Source organism: Bacillus sp. V33-4, from assembly GCF_002860225.1.
GTDB lineage: Bacteria > Bacillota > Bacilli > Bacillales > Cytobacillaceae > Bacillus_BJ > Bacillus_BJ canaveralius.
The window spans coordinates 1-19,520 of sequence record NZ_PGVC01000024.1 but is presented as its reverse complement, the minus strand read 5'-3'; the positions used below and the strand labels follow the sequence as shown (position 1 = coordinate 19,520).

16 protein-coding genes and 1 pseudogene are annotated in these 19,520 nt (G+C 39.4%); 12 read left to right on the top strand and 5 right to left on the bottom strand.

Annotated elements, in window-relative coordinates; translation table 11 throughout:
- Positions 1–164 precede the first annotated feature (164 nt).
- Complete coding sequence (locus CVD23_RS09360; RefSeq protein WP_101575928.1) at positions 165–596, top strand: PTS sugar transporter subunit IIA; 432 nt, start codon at positions 165–167, stop codon at positions 594–596.
- Between the two features lie 59 nt (positions 597–655).
- Here CVD23_RS09360 and tatA read toward each other — a convergent pair whose 3' ends face one another.
- From tatA to tatC, 4 genes are read right to left on the bottom strand one after another with little or no spacing between them, the layout of a single operon-like run.
- The gene (gene tatA / locus CVD23_RS09355) at positions 656–865 is read right to left on the bottom strand and encodes a twin-arginine translocase TatA/TatE family subunit (RefSeq protein WP_101575927.1); all 210 of its coding nucleotides are present in this window, start codon (positions 863–865) and stop codon (positions 656–658) included.
- Between the two features lie 18 nt (positions 866–883).
- A complete protein-coding gene (locus CVD23_RS09350; protein ID WP_101575926.1) occupies positions 884–2,602 on the bottom strand; it encodes a GMC family oxidoreductase in 1,719 nt (572 codons plus the stop codon).
- A 19-nt stretch (positions 2,603–2,621) separates the two neighbouring features.
- Entirely contained in the window at positions 2,622–3,386 is a 765-nt protein-coding gene (locus CVD23_RS09345) for a gluconate 2-dehydrogenase subunit 3 family protein (protein WP_245917316.1), read from the bottom strand.
- Positions 3,387–3,401: 15 nt separating this feature from the next.
- On the bottom strand, positions 3,402–4,112 hold the full coding sequence (tatC, locus tag CVD23_RS09340; RefSeq protein ID WP_101665848.1) for a twin-arginine translocase subunit TatC: 711 nt from the start codon (positions 4,110–4,112) through the stop codon (positions 3,402–3,404).
- Between the two features lie 350 nt (positions 4,113–4,462).
- Between tatC and CVD23_RS09335 the strand changes: the two genes are divergently transcribed.
- The 9 genes and pseudogenes from CVD23_RS09335 to CVD23_RS09300 all read left to right on the top strand — a co-directional run bounded on the left by CVD23_RS09335 (position 4,463) and on the right by CVD23_RS09300 (position 14,499).
- Positions 4,463–4,744, top strand: coding sequence for a hypothetical protein (locus CVD23_RS09335; protein WP_101575923.1), 282 nt, complete (start codon positions 4,463–4,465; stop codon positions 4,742–4,744).
- Between the two features lie 553 nt (positions 4,745–5,297).
- A pseudogene (locus CVD23_RS22860) lies at positions 5,298–6,317 on the top strand (cache domain-containing protein); the annotation flags it as partial.
- A complete protein-coding gene (locus tag CVD23_RS22855; protein WP_374702629.1) occupies positions 6,312–7,259 on the top strand; it encodes a methyl-accepting chemotaxis protein in 948 nt (315 codons plus the stop codon). The pseudogene CVD23_RS22860 and the gene CVD23_RS22855, both read left to right, overlap by 6 nt.
- 340 nt (positions 7,260–7,599) lie before the next feature.
- Positions 7,600–8,793, top strand: a complete 1,194-nt coding sequence (locus CVD23_RS09325; RefSeq protein WP_101575921.1) for a sensor histidine kinase — start codon at positions 7,600–7,602, stop codon at positions 8,791–8,793.
- On the top strand, positions 8,790–9,458 hold the full coding sequence (locus tag CVD23_RS09320) for a response regulator (protein WP_101665846.1): 669 nt from the start codon (positions 8,790–8,792) through the stop codon (positions 9,456–9,458). The genes CVD23_RS09325 and CVD23_RS09320 overlap by 4 nt, the downstream gene beginning before the upstream one ends.
- Positions 9,459–9,620: 162 nt before the next feature.
- On the top strand, positions 9,621–10,556 hold the full coding sequence (locus CVD23_RS09315) for an ABC transporter ATP-binding protein (RefSeq protein ID WP_101665845.1): 936 nt from the start codon (positions 9,621–9,623) through the stop codon (positions 10,554–10,556).
- A gap of 11 nt (positions 10,557–10,567) precedes the next feature.
- Positions 10,568–11,770 carry an ABC transporter permease gene (locus tag CVD23_RS09310; RefSeq protein WP_101665844.1) on the top strand — a complete coding sequence of 401 codons (1,203 nt, stop codon included), beginning with the start codon at positions 10,568–10,570 and terminating at the stop codon, positions 11,768–11,770.
- A gap of 12 nt (positions 11,771–11,782) precedes the next feature.
- Complete coding sequence (locus CVD23_RS09305; protein WP_101665843.1) at positions 11,783–12,943, top strand: ABC transporter permease; 1,161 nt, start codon at positions 11,783–11,785, stop codon at positions 12,941–12,943.
- A 575-nt stretch (positions 12,944–13,518) separates the two neighbouring features.
- A complete protein-coding gene (locus tag CVD23_RS09300) occupies positions 13,519–14,499 on the top strand; it encodes a GGDEF domain-containing protein (protein ID WP_101665842.1) in 981 nt (326 codons plus the stop codon).
- A gap of 79 nt (positions 14,500–14,578) precedes the next feature.
- Here the strand turns inward: CVD23_RS09300 and CVD23_RS09295 are convergent, their stop codons facing one another.
- Positions 14,579–15,448: an EAL domain-containing protein gene (locus CVD23_RS09295; protein ID WP_101575915.1), complete on the bottom strand. Its 870-nt coding sequence runs from the start codon at positions 15,446–15,448 to the stop codon at positions 14,579–14,581.
- Between the two features lie 369 nt (positions 15,449–15,817).
- On the opposite strand from CVD23_RS09295, the gene CVD23_RS09290 reads away from it, so the two are divergent.
- Both CVD23_RS09290 and CVD23_RS09285 read left to right on the top strand, forming a co-directional pair.
- A complete protein-coding gene (locus tag CVD23_RS09290) occupies positions 15,818–16,927 on the top strand; it encodes an HD-GYP domain-containing protein (RefSeq protein WP_101665841.1) in 1,110 nt (369 codons plus the stop codon).
- 349 nt (positions 16,928–17,276) lie between these two features.
- Positions 17,277–19,412, top strand: coding sequence for an ATP-dependent Clp protease ATP-binding subunit (locus tag CVD23_RS09285; RefSeq protein ID WP_101575913.1), 2,136 nt, complete (start codon positions 17,277–17,279; stop codon positions 19,410–19,412).
- The last annotated feature ends 108 nt before the right edge of the window (positions 19,413–19,520 follow it).

Genomic DNA, 19,520 nt, shown 5'->3' with positions numbered 1-19,520 from the left:
AATAGTCGTTCGCTGGTGCCTCCGGTGCCTTTTTTGCTTTGAATATAGTACTTTAATCGTAGTTAAAAAGTCGCTAACATCATAGTCTCGTTCATACATAGTTACAATATAGCCTTTTTGGAGAAAAAAAGAAGAAATCAAAAAAGAAGAAAGTGAGTGACGGGATGCTGCCTCTAAATGAAAATTTAATTTGTTTGGATGTTGAAGCAAAAACGCCGGTAGAAGCAATAAGAAAGGCAGGGGCATTGTTGATGGATGAAGGTAAGGTTGAAGAGCGTTATGTCGACGCCATGGTGGAAGGGTTTAATGAGTTTGGACCTTATATGGCGGTTGCCCCATCGATTGCGATTCCACACGCAAGACCGGAACAGGGGGTTCTTGAACAGAGTCTTGCCTTGATACGTCTTAAAAATCCAGTTTTTTTCGGACACCATAGCAATGATCCCATCAAGCTAGTCTGTGCTGTTTGCGGAACTGACGGGAGCAGTCACACCGAAATATTGCAATCACTGGCCGCTGTATTGAGAGACAGGGCAAAATTAGAAATGATTATGCAAGCAAAAACGAAAGCGGACATCATGTCAATTTTATTTTGAGGGTAAATACATAAAAAAAATACTTCTGCCAGCAATGAAAATAAACTGGCAGAAGTATTTTAAACGTTTTTCTTTTTTAGGTCTGGTTGCTTTTCTTCTAATTCAAATTCAGACGTAACTTCGTCTACAACATCTTTAGTAGAATTTTTAAATTCCTTTAAAGTTTGTCCAACTGCACGCCCTAATTGAGGCAGCTTCGCTGGCCCGAAAATGATTAAAGCAAGAATTAGAATGATGATTAAACCCGGTATGCCGATATTCGCCATGATCTCACCCCTAATATTCTATTAAACTAATGAGCCGCCATTAGCCAGGTATTTCTCAATTCCTTCTGCTGCACGGTAAGCCAGTGCTCCAACTGTGTTCGTTGGGTTGTAACCGGAGTTATGCGGGAATGCAGAAGCTCCTGGAACAAACACGTTTTCACAATCCCACATTTGCAGGTAGCTGTTTAACACACTTGTTGACGGGTTATCTCCCATGATGACTCCACCTGTATTGTGTGTGGATTGATAGTTACGAATATCGTAATCTTTAATATCGTCTCCACCTTTAAGGACATGAGTCGCACCCATTTCTTTCATGATTTCTTCCGACTTGTCACCCATGAACTTCATGAGATTGCGGTCCTGGTCTTTCCAGTTGAAAGTCATGCGCAGCAATGGATCTCCGAAAGCATCTTTATAAGTTGGGTCCAAGTCAATGTAATTATCCTGGAACGGCATACTTGCGCCCTGTGCTGCCAGAATCAGGTTTCTGTTGGCATAGAAAGTAGACTTTTCTTTAAATTCTTTACCCCAAGTTGGTGTGCCAGGCGGAACCCAGTTATTCGCAATCGGGCGGTCGCCCAGGTGTGTAATATGCATCGTTGCACCATGGATAAAGCCAAGGTTTGAATGGTCAAAGAAGTCGCCATTAAAGTCGTCAATTTGCGCACCTAAAGCACCAGCACCACCGTAAAGGTTGAACTCTTTATCATCAAAGAATCCTCGTGCACGGCCAAGGTATGTTTGGTACGCATAGTTTTTACCAACAACACCCGTTCCAGTCTTTGCATCATAAGGAGTACCTAATTGAGAGTTCAATAGGATTTTAATGTTGTTCATCTGGTAAGCAGATACAACAACAACTTCAGCAGGCTGGATGAATTCTTCGCCTGTACGCGTATCCACATATAGGACACCAGTTGCACGGCCGTTAGTATGGATTACTTTTCGAACAACTGAGTGTGTACGGACTTCAAAATTACCAGTTTCTTTGGCAACAGGTAGAACGGTTACTACTGGTGAAGCTTTTGCGCCATATTCACAGCCAAAACGCTCACAGAAACCACAATACTGACAAGCTGAACGGCTTACACCATCAGGATTGGTGTAATTTTGTGACAGGTTGTTTGAAGGCATATGGTACGGATGATAGCCAAGTTTTTTGCTTGCCTCTTTAAACAACTTAGTAACAGGTGTTTCAATCATCGGTGGATTCGGATACTCGATTTGCGGCGAACCTGGCAATGGATTCGGTTCACCTGATATTCCGGTCATCAGATCAAATTTATCAAAATAAGGCTTAAGTTCATCATAAGTGATACCCCAATCCTGCAATTGCATTCCTTGAGGAATCTTATCTTTTCCATACCGTTCAACCGTTTTAGAATAAATTTCAAAATCGTATGGAAGGAAGCGGAATGTTTGCCCGTTCCAGTGCATTCCAGAACCGCCGACACCGTCTCCAATCAGGAAAGAACCCCATTCGCGATAAGGCAGTGCTTTTTGATTCATATTGTGACGGAACGTAACTGTTTCCTTTGACATATCCTGCATCATTTCTTTGCGTTCAGCATAACGCACTTCGTCATGAGCCATAAAGTAATCCTCGGTTGAACGCTCTTTACCGCGTTCAATGCCAACTACTTTATAACCTTTACGAGTTAATTCAGCTGCGATGATTCCTCCAACCCAGCCTACCCCAACTAATACTATGTCCGTTTTTGGTAATTCTGTAGCCATTCTTTTTCACCCTTTATCCTTAATGTTTATGTTGAGAATTCAAAGCTTTTGGTTCCACAACGACAAATTGATCTTTTCCTAAATGGGTATACGCACCCTGGTGTCCAGGGAAGTTCTTCATCTTCCAGCCGGCCATATCTTTATTTCCGCCGTACATTGGATCAGCATAAGCGCCTTCAATCGTAACTTTGCGTAATAAAGTAAAGAAGAATTTAGAAGTAACTGAACCATTGATTTTCACTTTATCAGCTTCAAAATCTGTTAAAATTTCAATCTGTTGATCTTCTTCCAATTCAGGAAATTTAGCCTTGAAACGTTTATTTGCTTCGTCATTTAAGGCCATGATGCCAAGATCGAATATCTCCTGCCGCTTTAAGTGAGTCTGGTATCCCTGCTCAGGTACAGCTTCACCAGGAGAGAATGGACCCGACATATATTCCTTCGTGTTCAAACCAAACGGACCTGCCATCTGGTGATCAATATAGTAGGCAACCAATAATTCCTTTGCGCCAGGGCCCGCTTCTGTTTTCGGGAAAATGACTTCTGCAGCTGCATCGACAACTTGAAATTGCTCCGGAGTGAAGTACATTAATGCTTGATTTGGGTTCGCCGCAGCCTGTGAATGATCAACGGCAGGCTGTGATACCGGAGCTGCTGGTTTGTCTCCAAGCAAGCTTCCAAGTGCGCCTCCGAGTACAACGCCTCCAACAGTCAGACCAGAGTTCCGGATAAAGGTACGTCTTGTCGACTTGATTTCTTTTTTTACAACTTCTTTTTCAGACAATGATAATTCCCCCATCTATTTTCGTTTAAAAGACCAACTCGAAACTAAAATACTTATTTCAAACAATACCAATAACGGGATAATAATCAGGAAATCAGAGATTAAATCCGGTGGCGAAATAAAAACGCCTACAATTACCAGTACAAAATAAGCGAGTTTCCTCATTTTCCGCAAATAATTCGGAGTGATAATCCCCAGCTTCGTCAGGAAAAGTACGACAACCGGCATTTCAAAAACAATTGCAACTGGAATAATCAGATTGAACATAAACGTAAAATACTGGTTCATTCCATATGTTTCTGTTGCACCTATTGTTTGATTGATCGTTGACATGAATTCCATCATTAAAGGGAATAAGATAAAGTAACTAAAGCATGCACCTGCCACAAATAAGAAAAATGATACGGGAATATAAAAAAAGGTTCCTTTAGATTCTTTGTCCGTCATCCCGGGTTTTACAAAGAGCCAGACTTGGTGCAGTGCAATTGGTAAAGTAATTAGAATTGAAATGATGATGGCGCACTTAAAATAAATAAGTATGCCATCAGTAAAACTAAAAACATTCCAATCTATATTTACAGCGGCAGGCTGTGATTTTATAAAGTTTAATAACTTTGATGCAACACTGAAGCCTATTCCTAAAGACACTAAAAACGACACGACAACAATAATTAATCGTTTTCTTAACTCCGTTAAATGCTCCTCGAGCGTAAATTCCTTATCCATTTGTTGACCACCCGTTAAATTATGTAGTAAATTCATCCTCCGCTCTCTTACTTCGATGCAAGATTTTTATGTGTTAGAATATCGATATAATAATAGTCAGAATTTTTATTTTTTAAAAATAACAAACCTAAGTATTTATGTTGACATTCTGGTTGCATAAAAGGCGATAAATCGAAATAAAAGTAATAATTTTGACAAACTTCAACAAAATATTACTATTTTCAACACAGATATAGTAATATAAACGTATTGACATTCCAGTTTCTTGTATTATTATACTCCTCAAAAACTATTTGTAAATAAGTTATTTAACTTGTTTACGTTATATTATGATAGAAAGGAGGAAGATTATGAGTGGACATAGCTTTATGACTGAACATAACAAGTCAGAAATCAGGATGATGAATCAAATCCTGCTCGCCTTAGTGATAATGACCAACTTTGGCTTTTATCTGTTTTTGGGCCATGCACAGTTTCCATGGTTCGCATACTTGGGTGCAGCAGTAGGTTTATCTATCATATTATTATGTTGGACAGGAAAAAAATTCATGTTATTTATAACTGCTTTGCTGGTTTCTACGACAATTTTTTTGATCGTCTATAACTGGAGTGCAATTTTTTCAGTTCACTAACATTAAAGCCACCCGGCTGATTATTTAAGTTGTTCTCTATCTTTTTTAATAAAATTTAATGAAATATGTACGGATCTCAAATTGTATACAAACAAACAAACAAATGAACAAATCAAAAAAGGGCTTTCACTATGAAAGTCCTTTTTTGCTATTTTTAAAAATCATCTTTTTTATAGATGATGGACATAGCTTAATGATTTATTTATGGAAATTTTATTGACATTTGGAATTTATTTATGTTTTAATCAAAAAACCGGGCATATTTCCTTATTTTCGAAAATAAAGGCAAATTTTATTTAGTTCATATGTACTAAAATAAAAAAGGCAGAATGTTCTATGACGTCAGTGAACCTGTTGTACATAAACAAACACCTTTGCTTTGTGAAGTTTTGTAGTTATTTAGTAGCGAACCTGCTATAAACTAAACGCTTCCTGTTTATAGGTAGGATTACCTAAAACAGCAGCGTTTTTTTATATAATGAAAAGAAAGGAAAAAAATGTAGTAAATAATGCATCAAGATATTACACATATAGAAAGGAATAGGAATAACATATGCTTTCGTTTTTTAAACTTAACATCAAGAATAAACTTATCATCGCTTTTTCATTAGTTCTATTAATACCAACAATCGCGATTGGATTAATATCTTACCAATCAGCAAAATCAAAAGTTGAGGGCCAAATTCTCAATGCAGCCAGTGAAAATGTGAAATTAATCAATCAAAATGTAACTCTATTTTTTGAAGATAAAATGAAAGTGGTAGATTACTTATCTGGTTCTTTTACAAATGACCAGTTTGATCAATCACAAATCACAAACACAACAAAGAAGCTTGTCGATTTTAGTGAAGTATATCCGGAAATTGAAAATGTCTATATAGGTACGAATACAGGTGCTTTATTAAGCTCTTCAGAACAAGAATCAGGCGACCCGGAAGAAAAAATTTGGTTTCAACAAGCGACTGATAATTCAGGAAAAGTGATTATCACTGATCCTGTTGAGGATAAAAGTTCAGGCCTGGTGACCATCACTCTGGCAAAAACACTGAACGACAACAGCGGCGTAGTTGCTTTTGACGTTAACATTGACACTCTCGCAGCGATGGTCAATGAGGCAAAAATAGGTAATGAAGGTTACCCTCAGGTGCTGGATAAAAACAGCAAATTTTTGATTCACCCGAAGCAGCCAGTAGGTGCGGATGCTAACGGCGCTGAGCATAAATACATGTATGATCATGATTCAGGCCAAACAGCATACATGCTTGACGGCGAAGAAAAAAAGCTGATGTTTGAAACGAATAAAGTAACGGGATGGAAAATTTCCGGAACGATGTATTCATCGGAAATAGACGTAGAGGCGCGCCCAATTTTAGTCACAACATTTATTGTCATCTTAGTAGCATTGGTACTTGCCACCATTCTAGTGTTTTTTATTATTAAATCAATCAGCAGTCCTTTAAAAACCTTGATGGAAGCTACAGAAAAAATCAATCAAGGCAGTCTTGATGAAAAGATTGAAATTACATCGAATGATGAGCTGGGGCAATTGGGACAAAGCTTTAATGTTATGGTAGATTCTCTTCGTTCCGTGTTAAGCCAGGTTAATAAATCGGCTAATACGTTAACAGCATCTTCAGAAGAATTAACGGCTATTGCGGAACAAAGCAGCCTTTCTGCACAGCAAGTTGCGGCGGCAACCCAACAGATTGCTGCAGGTGCTGATGAACAACTTAACAGCATTAATGGAGCGGCCACTGCTGTTAATCAATTGTCTGTAGGTATTGAACAAATTGCCGCAAACAGCAGTGAAGTATCCGAATTGACACAACATACACTGCAAATATCCACTGATGGTGCCAACAGTGTTGAAGGTGTGATCACTCATATGAATGATATCCACCAAACTGTACAAAGTACATCTGCGATTATCCAAAACCTTGGTGATAGATCTAAGGAAATTGTTGGAATTGTATCGATCATTACGGAAATTGCAGGACAAACGAATTTACTTGCATTGAATGCAGCAATTGAAGCAGCTCGTGCCGGAGAACATGGCCAAGGTTTTGCCGTTGTGGCAGATGAAGTAAGAAAGCTGGCAGAACAATCATCTGCTTCAGCACAACAAATATCTGAACTGATCGGAGCCATCCAGAAAGAAACTGACCAGGCTGTTTCTTCAATGCTAATCGGTACAGAAAAAGTAGCAGACGGTGTTGTCAAAACGCAAAAATTCGGAGAATTATTCCAAATGATTGAGCAAGGGGTCTCCCAGGTCAGTGATAAGGTCCAGGAGGTTGCAACCTCTATCACACAGATGTCGGAAGGCAGCAATCAAATAGTTGAAGCGATTGACGTAGTAAAAGGAGTAGCAGAAGAAGGGGCTACTACAAGCCAGCAGAATGCGGCTTCCAGCCAGGAACAACTTGCCACGATGGAAGAGGTTTCCGCATCTGCACAATCTTTATCTGTTCTGGCTGAAGATATGCAATCGACTTTAGTGAGATTTAAATTATAGAAGCAGATCAGTTGTGTCGGTAATGATCACTTGATCAATATCAGGAAATAAACAGTCATCCATTGTTATGGATGGCTTTTTGGATTATAGGAAAAGTATAAACTTTTCCAATTATAAGTGGGCGTTTTAATGTCCATCTCCGACATTGTTGACCTGGCGCTTCCAGGGCTGAACAGTAGGAACAAACGGCTTTTGGCTTGTTTCCGCAAGGCGTTGGCTCTTTTTTACTATTCAGTTGACACACATGATTATTCCATAGGTATACTCAAAAGAAGGGCTTTTTGCCCGTCAGAACGAAATCTTCTTTAGAGATTTAAATACATATACTTGGGGTGAAGAGTTGTTAACCTACATACGAATCGTTATGCTGTTGCTGCTAACCTTCATATATTACTTGAAAATACCTGAACAAAATAATGTTCTGAAATTTTATGTAATAGCTGCAGCACTCATTTATTTGTTTAACCATTTCCGCCTCTATTCAATAAAAGGCGAAAAGCAGCTGACCGTGATTATAATTGTGGATGCCTTAATTAGTTTTTCATTTGGGTTTTTATTTCCGGGCTCCACTTTGTATTTAATTTTATTGGGAGTTGTTACAGTAACCTTGTTTATTGGCATTTCAAACAAAACGATGTTAGCACTGAGTATGGGGTTATTTTCGCTTTTATGGGCAGGCATGATGTTTTACTGGTGGAGGACAATTGGTTCCTTCTATTTTTGGGAAAATTTAATTAGTTTTTCATTTGTGGTATTTGGGGCAGTTGTCGGCGATCTGATCCGTAAATTGCATGCAGCACTGGATACTTTGAACAAACAATATGATCAAGTGAATATTTCCCATCGGGCGTTATCGGAAGCACACGGGCAGCTTGAGATTTATTCGAAACAAGTAGAAGAACTGACAACGATTCGCGAACGCAACCGGGTTGCCAGGGAAATTCATGATACGGTTGGTCATAAGATGACCGCCTTACTTGTGCAATTACAGCTCGGGCGAGAATTATTAAAGTTGGATGTGCACACGGCTGAAGAGAAATTAGTCGTTTGTGAGCAATTGGCCCGGGATGCTCTCCAGGAAATCCGGTTTTCAGTGCGAACTCTGCACGACGATGAAGGAGAGCAACTAACACTTATTCAATCAATCCGCAAATTATTGGATGATTTTTATAAAACGGCAGAATTAGCAACGGTATTCGAGCTCAAAGGTGATCCTGCTACCATTCCTGTATCGCTTCAGCCTACGATCATCAGAACGATTCAGGAAGCACTAACGAATGCTAAAAGACATGGAAACGCCGCCGCTTTTTTTCTGAACATAGAATGCTCAGGGGAAGAGGTCATCTTATTAACAAAGGATAACGGAACAGGAGTTAAATCGATTGAGCCGGGATTTGGTCTGATAAATATGAGAGAACGGATTGAAGAGCATGGAGGATCGGTTTTATTTGAGAGTATAGAAGGAGAAGGTTTTCGGATGAGAGCACAATTTCCGCTTCTGCAAAGAAAGTGGATCTCGGGAGGCAGCAAATGATAAAAGTTATAATTGTTGATGATCAGCCGTTGATCAGGGATGGGTTGGCTACACTTCTCGGACTGAGGCCGGAGCTTGAAATTATTGGGACGGCAGGTGATGGTCTTGAAGCTTATGAAAAAGTTAAAAAACTAAATCCAGATATAGTATTAATGGATATTCGCATGCCAGGTACAAGCGGCGTGGAAGGAGCAAGTTTAATTACGAAAAACACAACTGGAACTAAAGTGTTAATGTTAACAACTTTTAAAGATAGTGCACTTATTTTTACAGCATTAGAGGAAGGTGCAAGTGGATATTTATTAAAAGATATGTCTACAGATACGATCGTGAAAGCGATTATGACAGTGCAGTCTGGGGGACTGGTTTTACCGCCTGATATTACGGCTCAAATGCTTATAGAGTTAAAGAAATCAAGAGAGTTAAAAAGTCCGAACGAAAGGGTGACGGCGCCAAAGGCTTTAGACGAACTTACTGAGCGGGAATTAGATGTTCTTCGCCAGCTCGGATATGGCTTCAGCAATAAAGAAATTGCTGCCACTCTTTTTATTACTGAAGGAACAGTAAAAAACCATGTCTCTAATCTTATTAATAAGCTCGGATTACGTGACCGTACCCAAGCAGCTATTTTTGCGGTTCGTTATGGAATCACTGTTTTTGAATGATGATCCGCTGTGTATCGGCACATGACTTTTAGCATATCGGAAATTCTAAAAGGCCTGCGTAAGGTCTTTTTTTTTTGCGAATTTCTACCTTGCGCTACATGGAGAATACGCCATAAAGAAATAAAATGAAATTAGATATTGAGAAGAGGGAGTGACACATACATGTTAGTGGTTGATGACATCAAAAAATCATTTGGCCAGAAAGAGGTAGTGCGCGGCGTTTCATTCACAGTCCAAAAAGGGGAAGCTTTTGGGTTATTAGGACCAAATGGCGCTGGGAAATCAACGACAATCAGCATGATTTGCGGATTGCTTTCGTACGACTCTGGAGAGATTACCGTTGGTGGAAACTCAGTTAAGAATAATACGATGGCAGTTAAAAAGAAAATAGGGGTTGTCCCACAGGAGATTGCATTATACCCGACGATGTCAGCAAGGGATAACTTGCTTTTCTGGGGAAGAATGTATGGCTTAACGGGTTCGCAAACGAAAAAACGTGCAGAAGCGGTGCTTGATTATGTAGGACTCCGTGACCGGGCTAAAGATAAGATTGAAACCTTTTCGGGAGGAATGAAACGACGAATTAATATTGGTGCTTCTTTAATGCATGAACCTGAATTGTTGATTATGGACGAACCAACTGTTGGAATTGATCCGCAATCGAGAAATCATATTTTGCAAACTATCCAACAATTAAATCAGAATGGGATGACGGTCATATATACGAGCCACTACATGGAAGAGGTTGATTTTTTATGTGACCGGATCGGCATTGTTGATCAAGGTAAAATGATCGCTCTTGGTACAAAAGCAGATTTGTGCAATCGTCTTGCGGGAGGGACCGCTATAAAATTGCGTGTAAGTCGCTTAAATGATGGCTTTATCACATGCGTGAAAGAAATGCCAGAGGTGGCGAGAATCATCACGAATGATGAAAATGATTCACTCGATATTTTTGTTAGCAGCCACCAGCATGTGGTGGGTGAAATCATGTCTTGCGCTGTCAAGAATCATGTCCAAGTCCAATCCTTTGAAGTTCAAGAGCCTAATTTAGAAAATCTCTTTTTATCATTAACCGGACGATCGCTGCGTGATTAGGAGGAATGAAGTTGAAGAGTTTACTTATTGCCTGGAAGGACTTTAAGATCCGTTTGGCAGACCGTAAAGGATTTTTGACGATGATTTTTATGCCGCTTTTGCTGACGGCCATTTTAGGTACTGCCTTAAGTTCGGTTATGGGAGGCGATGGTGGTTTTAGAGAAACAACACTGGGATTGTACCAAAGTGACCAAGATCCGCTGGCGGAAACGTTCAACAAAGACGTTTTAGCAGAAATATCTTTCATCAAAGTGAAAATCGTGAAAAGTGAACAAAAACTGAAAGAAATGGTACGTGATGAAAAAATAGATATAGGTATGGTCTTTCCGAAACAATGGAGCAGTAATCTGGATAAAGGCGAGTTGAGGGAAGTCGCTATTTTTTCTCAATCTGAAAACCAATTGAAAGCGTCGGTAATTGAATCGGTATTGCAGTCCTTTAGTGAGCGCGTCAAGACCGTTTCCGTCACCGCCAACACAGTGATCACTGACTTGACTGAGTCTGCAGCTGTTGCATCAGGTAAAGTCAATATCCGAGATGCTGCAACAGTAATCGCGTCAGACTTGAGTCATACCGCAAAAAATGACGTTCAAATAAACGAGAGATCGATTGGTGAAAAACTTGTTTCAGCCATGCAATATTACGCGGCGGGGATGGCAGCAATGTTTATGTTGTTCAATGCAACAATTGGAGCAAAATCTATTATTGAGGAGCGTGCAACAGAGACATTATCCCGATTAATGATATCTCCGACAAGTAATATATCGATTCTGTTTGGAAAATTTTTAGGCACGCTTTTATTTGCGAACATCCAGCTTTTGATATTCTTTACGGCAACTACTCTATTCTTTAATGTCAATTGGGGCGATAATGTACTGCAGGTTATTGCAGTGGGTATTTCTTATTCTGTCGCTGTTTCTGGATTATCAATGATGTTAGCTGCTGTTATTTCAGACGCCAAAGCGACGGATGTTATAAGCGGTGTTGGTATTCAAATTTTCGCTATTTTAGGAGGATCAATGCTTCCCATTTATGTATTCCCTGATACGCTCAAGACTCTGGCAAATATTACCCCAAATAAATGGGCGCTAACAAGTTTTTTAGAAATCATGTCGGGTACGGCATGGCACGAGCTATCAGTACCAATCGTTGTATTGCTGATGATGGGCCTTGTATCGTTAGCAATTGGTACATGGCGATTGAGGGCAGGTTAAGGAGGAAAACGGATGAGGAAGATGTGGGCGATTTGTAGAATGGAAATACAGAGGTTACTAAAAAAACGGCAAAGTTATCTTCTTATGTTTGCAATGCCATTATTGTTCACTTTCATTTTTGGATCGCTTTTCGGTACAGATGTTGAGGAGAAAATGATAGTTCTGTTTGTCGATCAGGATAGATCAGTCCTGTCTCAATCTTTATTCGACCAGATTGAAGAGAATAATACCCTTTTTGAGATTCGGAAAAGTTCTTCGAAAAAAGCAAAACAAATGCTCGAGTCAAAGGAGATGGGCGGAGCAATTATTGTATCAAAAGGGTTTCAAGAACGTATGCTTGCAAAGCAAGCGCCGAATGTCACTTTTCAGCATATTCCGGAGTTCTCTTCAACATCTACGATTACCCAAATTTTATCCAATAAGCTTGTGAAGATGAAACTGGAGGTTTTAGCATCAAATAAGTGGAGTGAACACAGCGGTGAAGCCTGGCAAGTGATGTTTGAACGATTGAAAAACGCGCCGCAAACAAAGCCTTTAGCTATTGATAAAATAAACATCGACGAGAAAGCTACAGCACCACAAATGAGCGGAATATCTGCGAGTGCTTCGGGCTTTTCGATTATGTTTGTCATGATTGTGATGATGAGTGTCACCGGCACGATTTTGGAGGCGCGGAAAAATGGAGTTTGGTATCGTATGTTATCTACTCCTGCTTCAAGACTTGAAATTTCCACCGGTTATCTATTGTCTTTCTTCCTGATTGGTTGGATTCAGTTCGGTGCTTTGATGATCTTTACTCATTTTCTGTTCGGTGTACAATGGGGAGACCCATTTGCTGTCATCCTATTAGTTTCAGCTATGTTGTTTGCTATCGTCGGTTTAGGCTTATTGATTGCAGGAATGGTAAATACGGTAGAGCAGCAATCTTCAATCGGAAATATAGTTGTCGTTGCTACTTGTATGGTGAGCGGTGTCTATTGGCCGCTTGAAATTGAACCGGTGTTTATGCAAAAAATCGCAGAATTTTTACCACAAACATGGGCGATCAGAGGCTTCACGGATCTTGTCGCAACTGGAGGCACTCTCCTGGATGTGCTCGATAATGTCGCGATCCTGCTTGTATTTTCCTTATTATTCTTGTTTATTGCAATGAGGAGAATCAAGTTTGAATAAGAACTGTATGCAGTGGTTTAACAATTGGCACGGGGAAATCCTTTGCCAATTTTCTTATTTTATAAAAAATTTTTTAGATAAATAGTTGTATGTCATTACAAAAAAAGAGATACTTCTGTCATAGGTAAAAATTCATAATAAAATCTAATATTTTACATCAATTTTACAAACGATTAATATTAATGCAGTAACTTATAAATAAGAGCATTTGATTATTTTTGGATGGTGTTTATCCATGAATCAACCTCGCATCTACATCCATCTGTGAAATTCATTCCTAACTCTATTACATTGTATTCTAACCCTTATTTTTCACTTCAGGACAGCTTAGTTCTTTGCCTTAAAAAGTTTAATTGGAAGGAACAGTTCATAATCTACAAGCTGAGCAAAGTAGATGATGGTTTCGGTGTGCGACGCCGGAAAATTTTCCTATTTTAATAGAAAAGGAGAATGTCCTGCTTGAGCAATATTAAACATTGCGCGGTATATTGGAGTTCATGGTGTCAAAGTGATAATCTGGCAAAACAAGAATTTCTTATAGAAAAAAACTCATATATGGAAATGAAGGTGTCTTTATGCACATAACTATTGGAGATATTGCAGAGGAAATTAAAACCGTAACTCCTTCAACAAAATGTGAGGAAGTCTACAGGATGTTTAATGAAATTCCATCTTTAGAGGGAATTGTTGTATGTTCGGACGAACAGCCAGTTGGACTGGTCATGAAAACCCATTTTTATCAAAAGCTTTCTACTAAATATGGCTTTGACCTTTTTATGAAACGAACCATCGACCTCGTCATGGACCAGGAACTATTGACGGTTGATTACTCTGTGCCAATTGCGGAAGTTAGTGCGCTTGCGATGAATCGAAAACAGGGAAATATTTATGACTGCGTTATTGTTACCAAAAAGGACCGCATGTATGGAATTGTAAGCATACGGGAATTGTTGATCAAATTGTCAGAGGTGCAAATTCGCATTGCACGTTACTCCAATCCGCTTACCGGTCTGCCGGGAAATTCCGTCATTGAGGAAACATTACAGGAAGTATTATCCTACAGGAGCTTTAGTGTCCTCTATATCGACATCGACTCATTTAAAGTTTTTAACGATACATATGGCTTTAGAGAAGGGGATGAATTAATTCGCGAAACAGCTAATATTGTAACGGAGACGATTCTAACTGCTGATAACGAACCTTCATTTGTTGGACATATTGGCGGCGATGATTTTATTGCAGTTATTCCACATTTTCATCATGAAGGAATATGCAATTCAATCATCACTCGCTTCGACAATTCGATCCACCGTTTTTATTCAAAGGAAGATTTGGAAAAAGGTTATGTGCAAGCAATCAGCAGACAGGGAATACTTGAAAATGTCCCTCTGGTAAGTATTTCGATTGCAGTCATTCAAAATACTAATAATTCACTTACAACAGTCGAGCAATTAAGCAAAAAAGCTGCTAAAGTGAAAAAAAGATGTAAGGCTGTTAAGAAGAGCGTGTTTCTTACCCTTGAAGATTTGGATGAAGAGTTCATTAAATTAGTCTAATGCAAAAAACCCTCGCGAGCCGTGAGGGTTTTTTTGACAAATCCTATTAGATTAGTCCGGTTAAGGAAGAAATTGTTTATCAGGCAAATTCTTTGCATTTAGTAGGGTGTGATAATGGCAAACTCCCATCAATTAATGTTGGTTTCGGTTTTCCAAGTCCAAAGCCCTGACCCATCTGAACTCCTAGGTTCTGTAAAAATCTCAGCTCTGATAATGTCTCAATTCCCTCTGCTATGATCAATGTTTCAGATTGCGATGCAAATTCCAAAAGCAGTTCGACTAAATGTTGCTGCGCCGGATGTTCACTGATATTTCGAATCAGAGATTTGTCTAACTTTATAAATTCCGGTTTTAAATAAACCAGCGTTTTTAAGCTGTTATAGCCCGTCCCTGCATCATCTACTGCAATGCGAAATCCCTGCTCCCGATAATGCTCAATCATTCTTTCGAACTGGCTATAGTCAATGACGGCTTCTTTTTCAGTAAGCTCCAACACAATCTGGTTTGGAGAAAGATTGTGTTTAGCAAGCAATTCCAGCGTTTTGCCGCTTTGATAAGCAGGATCTGCCAGCACTTGAGGCTGGATGTTAAGGAACACGAGTTTGTCCTTGTGATATTGTGAGCTATTAATTTGTTCAGAGTATCTTTCAAGAGAAAGATTACGCAAAAAATGTTCTACTAAAAAGATGTCGCGGCTTTTACCCACATAGTCATAGAACTTTTCTGTCGTCGAGAACAGCGGGGTAGTTTGCGGGCGGTTTAGAATTTCAAATCCAATTGTCCGGCCTTCTTCTAATGAAAGGATTGGCTGAAATACAGTATTTACTTTTTCAGCTTGCATAAGCCTCTGGAGTTCTTCATTTTTTTTAAATTCTTGATAGAGAACATCCCGGTTAGATTTTAGAAAACCAAGGAAACTTATACAATTAATCATGCGGTTATTTTTCATACGTTCACCTTGTTGAAAATTGTCGATTATATACTATTATTATAGTTCTTTAATTCCTTTTGCTATTTTAAATGTTTGTTAAATTTAAGTAAATGCTCAACTATTTACCTGAGTTGGTATTTACCAAGTTACTTAATAAAAATGTATATGTACAAAACTCCACCGAACTCCCCCGGCAGATGAGAAAATCAATCAAATGGTATCTATTCATTCTAGAGATGTTATAAGGAACAAAGTGGTAATGAAAAACACAACATCTATCAGCGTTATTTGTTGGTTTTAATAGGTCAAAATACCTATATTCGTATATGGTATAATGGATATACAATTCTAAAAAAACTTCCAGTATATTTGGGGTGGAGAGAGCAAATGCGGTTAATCACGTTAGATAGATGTGAATCGGGAATAAAATTAGGCCAATCCATTTATAATCAGAACGGACAAATCCTTTTAGCAAAAGGGACAGAGCTGACAGATGGCTTAATTGAACGATTAATAAAATTTAATATTTCTACAGTTTACATAGAAGATGAAGCATCAGAAGGAATTGAAATCATTGAGTCCATTCCCGCGGAGTTACGTACAGAAGCTGTAAATGTAATAACAGAAGGGTTAACAACCATTGCCGGTTTACAGAAAAACAACGCAAATATTGAGGGAATGATGAAAACTGGCAGAGCGATACGAAGCTTTCAAAAAATATTTAAAGATATCCTAAGTTGTTTAACCGACAATCCGACTGCACTTAATTTATTGGCAACGACCAAGGCACATGATAATTATGTGTATACACACAGTCTTAATGTAAGCATATACGCCTGCCAGTTGGCCTTAGAGAACGGGCTGCCGCTTAAGAACATTGAAGAACTTGGATTGGGGGCAATGTTGCATGATGTGGGAAAGATGTATATCTCACCGGAGATTTTACATAAACCTGGAAATTTAACAGCAGAGGAATATAAGCATGTAAAGACTCATACCGAGCTGGGGTTTGACATTCTTCGCAAGATTCATGAAATCCCTTTACCTGTTTCCCATTGTGCACTTCAACATCATGAAAGAAACGATGGGTCTGGATATCCGCGAGGTTTAAAGGGAAACGAAATCCATAATTACGCAAAAATCCTCAGTGTGGCAGATGTATTTGATGCATCGACAAGTCATCGTGTCTACAGACCAGCGATGCTGCCACATAAAGGTATTGAATTGCTTTACGCCGGGAGCGGCACCAAGTTTGAAAGTAAACAAGTTGAACTATTTAAAAATTGTATTGCTATCTATCCGCAAGGACTAACCGTAAGACTAAATGACGGAAGAACCGGAATCGTCAGCAAATATAATTTTAATGCAGTTGGGCGCCCTGAGATCAGAATTATCAGGAACGAAGATGACCAGGAAGTCAAACCATACGAAATCGATTTATCAGCTAATGAAAATTTAACTGTTGAAATTGTAGATGCAGATGCATTGTTATATTGATAAGTAAAGAAAAACCCGTGATACATGGGTTTTTCTTGCTTCAGGACGGGTGTCCAAGTGAGTTAGGGCTTTAAATGTCACACATTATGGTTTCACTTAAATAAAGCGGGCTTTTGCTTGAATCAACTCGAGTTTTCGCTTAAACAGCTGAATGAATAAACTACTCCTCTATATCCTCTGTAATTCCAATAAAAACATCTTGCACAACTAATTTTTTCCATGCCCAACAAACACCTTGAAATTATAGAAAATTAGTGTATAATTCAATAAAGGTCAAAGTTAGTCAAAGTCAAACAGCGAAATTAGGACCATTAAAAATGATAATAACAATAAAAGGAGGAGTCACAGGATGTATTGTGAAAGATGTAATGAAAATCACGCTACTATTAAGTTAAGTATGAATCTGAACGGCCAATACCATGAATTAAAATTGTGCTCCACTTGCTATAAAGAAGAGCGTAATAAACTTGGTGCAGCCATGGGTGGAATGAATTTTGGGAATGATCCATTTGAAGGCTTCTCTCATTCATCTAAGCCATTTGATAAAGTTAAACAGCCAGAAGCAGGACGCAAACAACAAAGTGGCGGTGGAGGATTGATCGGGCAATACGGACGCAATCTTACGGATGCTGCAAAAGCTGGCCTTGTTGACCCCGTGATCGGGCGCGATAAAGAAGTAAGCAGAGTTATCGAAATTTTAAACCGCCGCAATAAAAATAACCCGGTCCTGATTGGGGAACCAGGTGTCGGTAAAACCGCTATTGCAGAAGGCTTGGCTTCAAAAATTGCTGAAGGTTCTGTCCCGGCTAAACTCCGCAACAAAGTAGTTTATATGCTTGATGTTGCTTCCTTGGTTTCTAATACAGGTATCCGCGGCCAATTCGAAGAGCGCATGAAGCAGCTGATTTCTGAATTGCAGGAACGAAAAAATGTGATTTTATTTATCGATGAAATTCACCAAATCGTTGGAGCGGGATCTGCTGAAGGCTCGATGGACGCAGGAAATATCCTGAAGCCTGCGCTTGCACGCGGTGAATTGCAGCTTGTTGGGGCAACTACCCTTTCAGAGTATAGAAAGATTGAAAAAGATGGCGCGCTTGAACGCCGATTCCAACCCGTTCAAGTTGATGAGCCGACTACTGAAGAAGCGTTAGCGATTTTACATGGCTTAAAAGAGAGTTACGAAACGTATCATGAAGTCACATACAGTGATGAAGCCCTTAAAGCAGCTGTGGAGCTTTCACATCGCTATATCCAGGACCGCTTCCTGCCTGACAAAGCCATCGACTTGATGGATGAAGCAGGATCAAAACTCAATTTGACGATTGAGGGCGGCAATGAAGATCATGTAAGAGAGCGGCTTGCGCAAATTCATCAAGAAAAAGAAGAAGCGTTAAACGAAGAAGCTTATGAAAAAGCAGCTGCACTTCGCGATGAAGAAGCAAACTTAGAAAAGCTTCTTCAGACAGGACTAAACACCGAACGTCTGATTGTATCTGTCGAAGATATTCAAAGCATCATCGAAGAAAAAACCGGCATTCCTGTTGGGAAACTCCAGGAAGACGAGCAAATCAGAATGGTCCACCTTCAAGAAGGAATTTCCAAGAAGGTAATTGGGCAGGAAGAAGCTGTGAAAAAAGTAAGTAAGGCGATCCGCCGAAGCCGCGCCGGACTAAAATCGAAAAACCGCCCAATCGGTTCATTCCTATTTGTAGGTCCAACCGGTGTAGGGAAAACTGAGCTATCAAAAGCACTTGCTGAAGAATTATTCGGCGATAAAGAATCCATGATCCGCCTTGATATGAGTGAATTCATGGAAAAACACAGTGTTTCTAAATTAATTGGTTCACCTCCTGGATATGTAGGACATGAAGAAGCAGGGCAATTAACAGAAAAAGTACGCAGAAACCCATACAGTATTATTTTAATGGATGAAATTGAAAAAGCGCATCCAGATGTCATGCATATGTTCCTGCAAATTTTGGATGATGGCCGTCTAACTGACAGCCAGGGCCGCACTGTAAGCTTTAAAAATGCAGTTATTATCATGACAAGCAATGCAGGCGTTGGTGAAAAGCGCAATGTAATGGGCTTTGGTGCAAGCTCAGCTATTGAGGAAGCTTCAATCCTGCAATCGCTCGGGGGATTCTTCAAACCGGAATTCCTAAACCGATTTGACAGCATTATCGAATTCTCAGCATTGAAGAAAGAAGACCTGCTGCAAATTGTCGATATTATGTTGAAAGACCTGGATCAAACTCTCGCTTCACAAGGCTTAACCTTGGAAGTTTCAACTGAAGCGAAAGAAAAATTAGTTGCGCTTGGATACAATCCTGCTTTCGGTGCAAGACCGCTGCGCAGAGTCATCCAAGAACAACTTGAGGATGCAATTGCCGACTTTATCTTTGAACAACCTGAAGTGAAAGACTTCAAAGCAGTCGTTGAATCTGATCAAATCAAAATTATCGCAGTGTCTGCTATATAATCTTAAAAACGCCTCCCTTGGCTCTGGCCTGGTAGGCGTTTTTTTATTTATGCGTGCCCAGCAAGCCGTTAATTGCTAGTTGGTGAAAGTCCAACCCGAGTAAGTGTC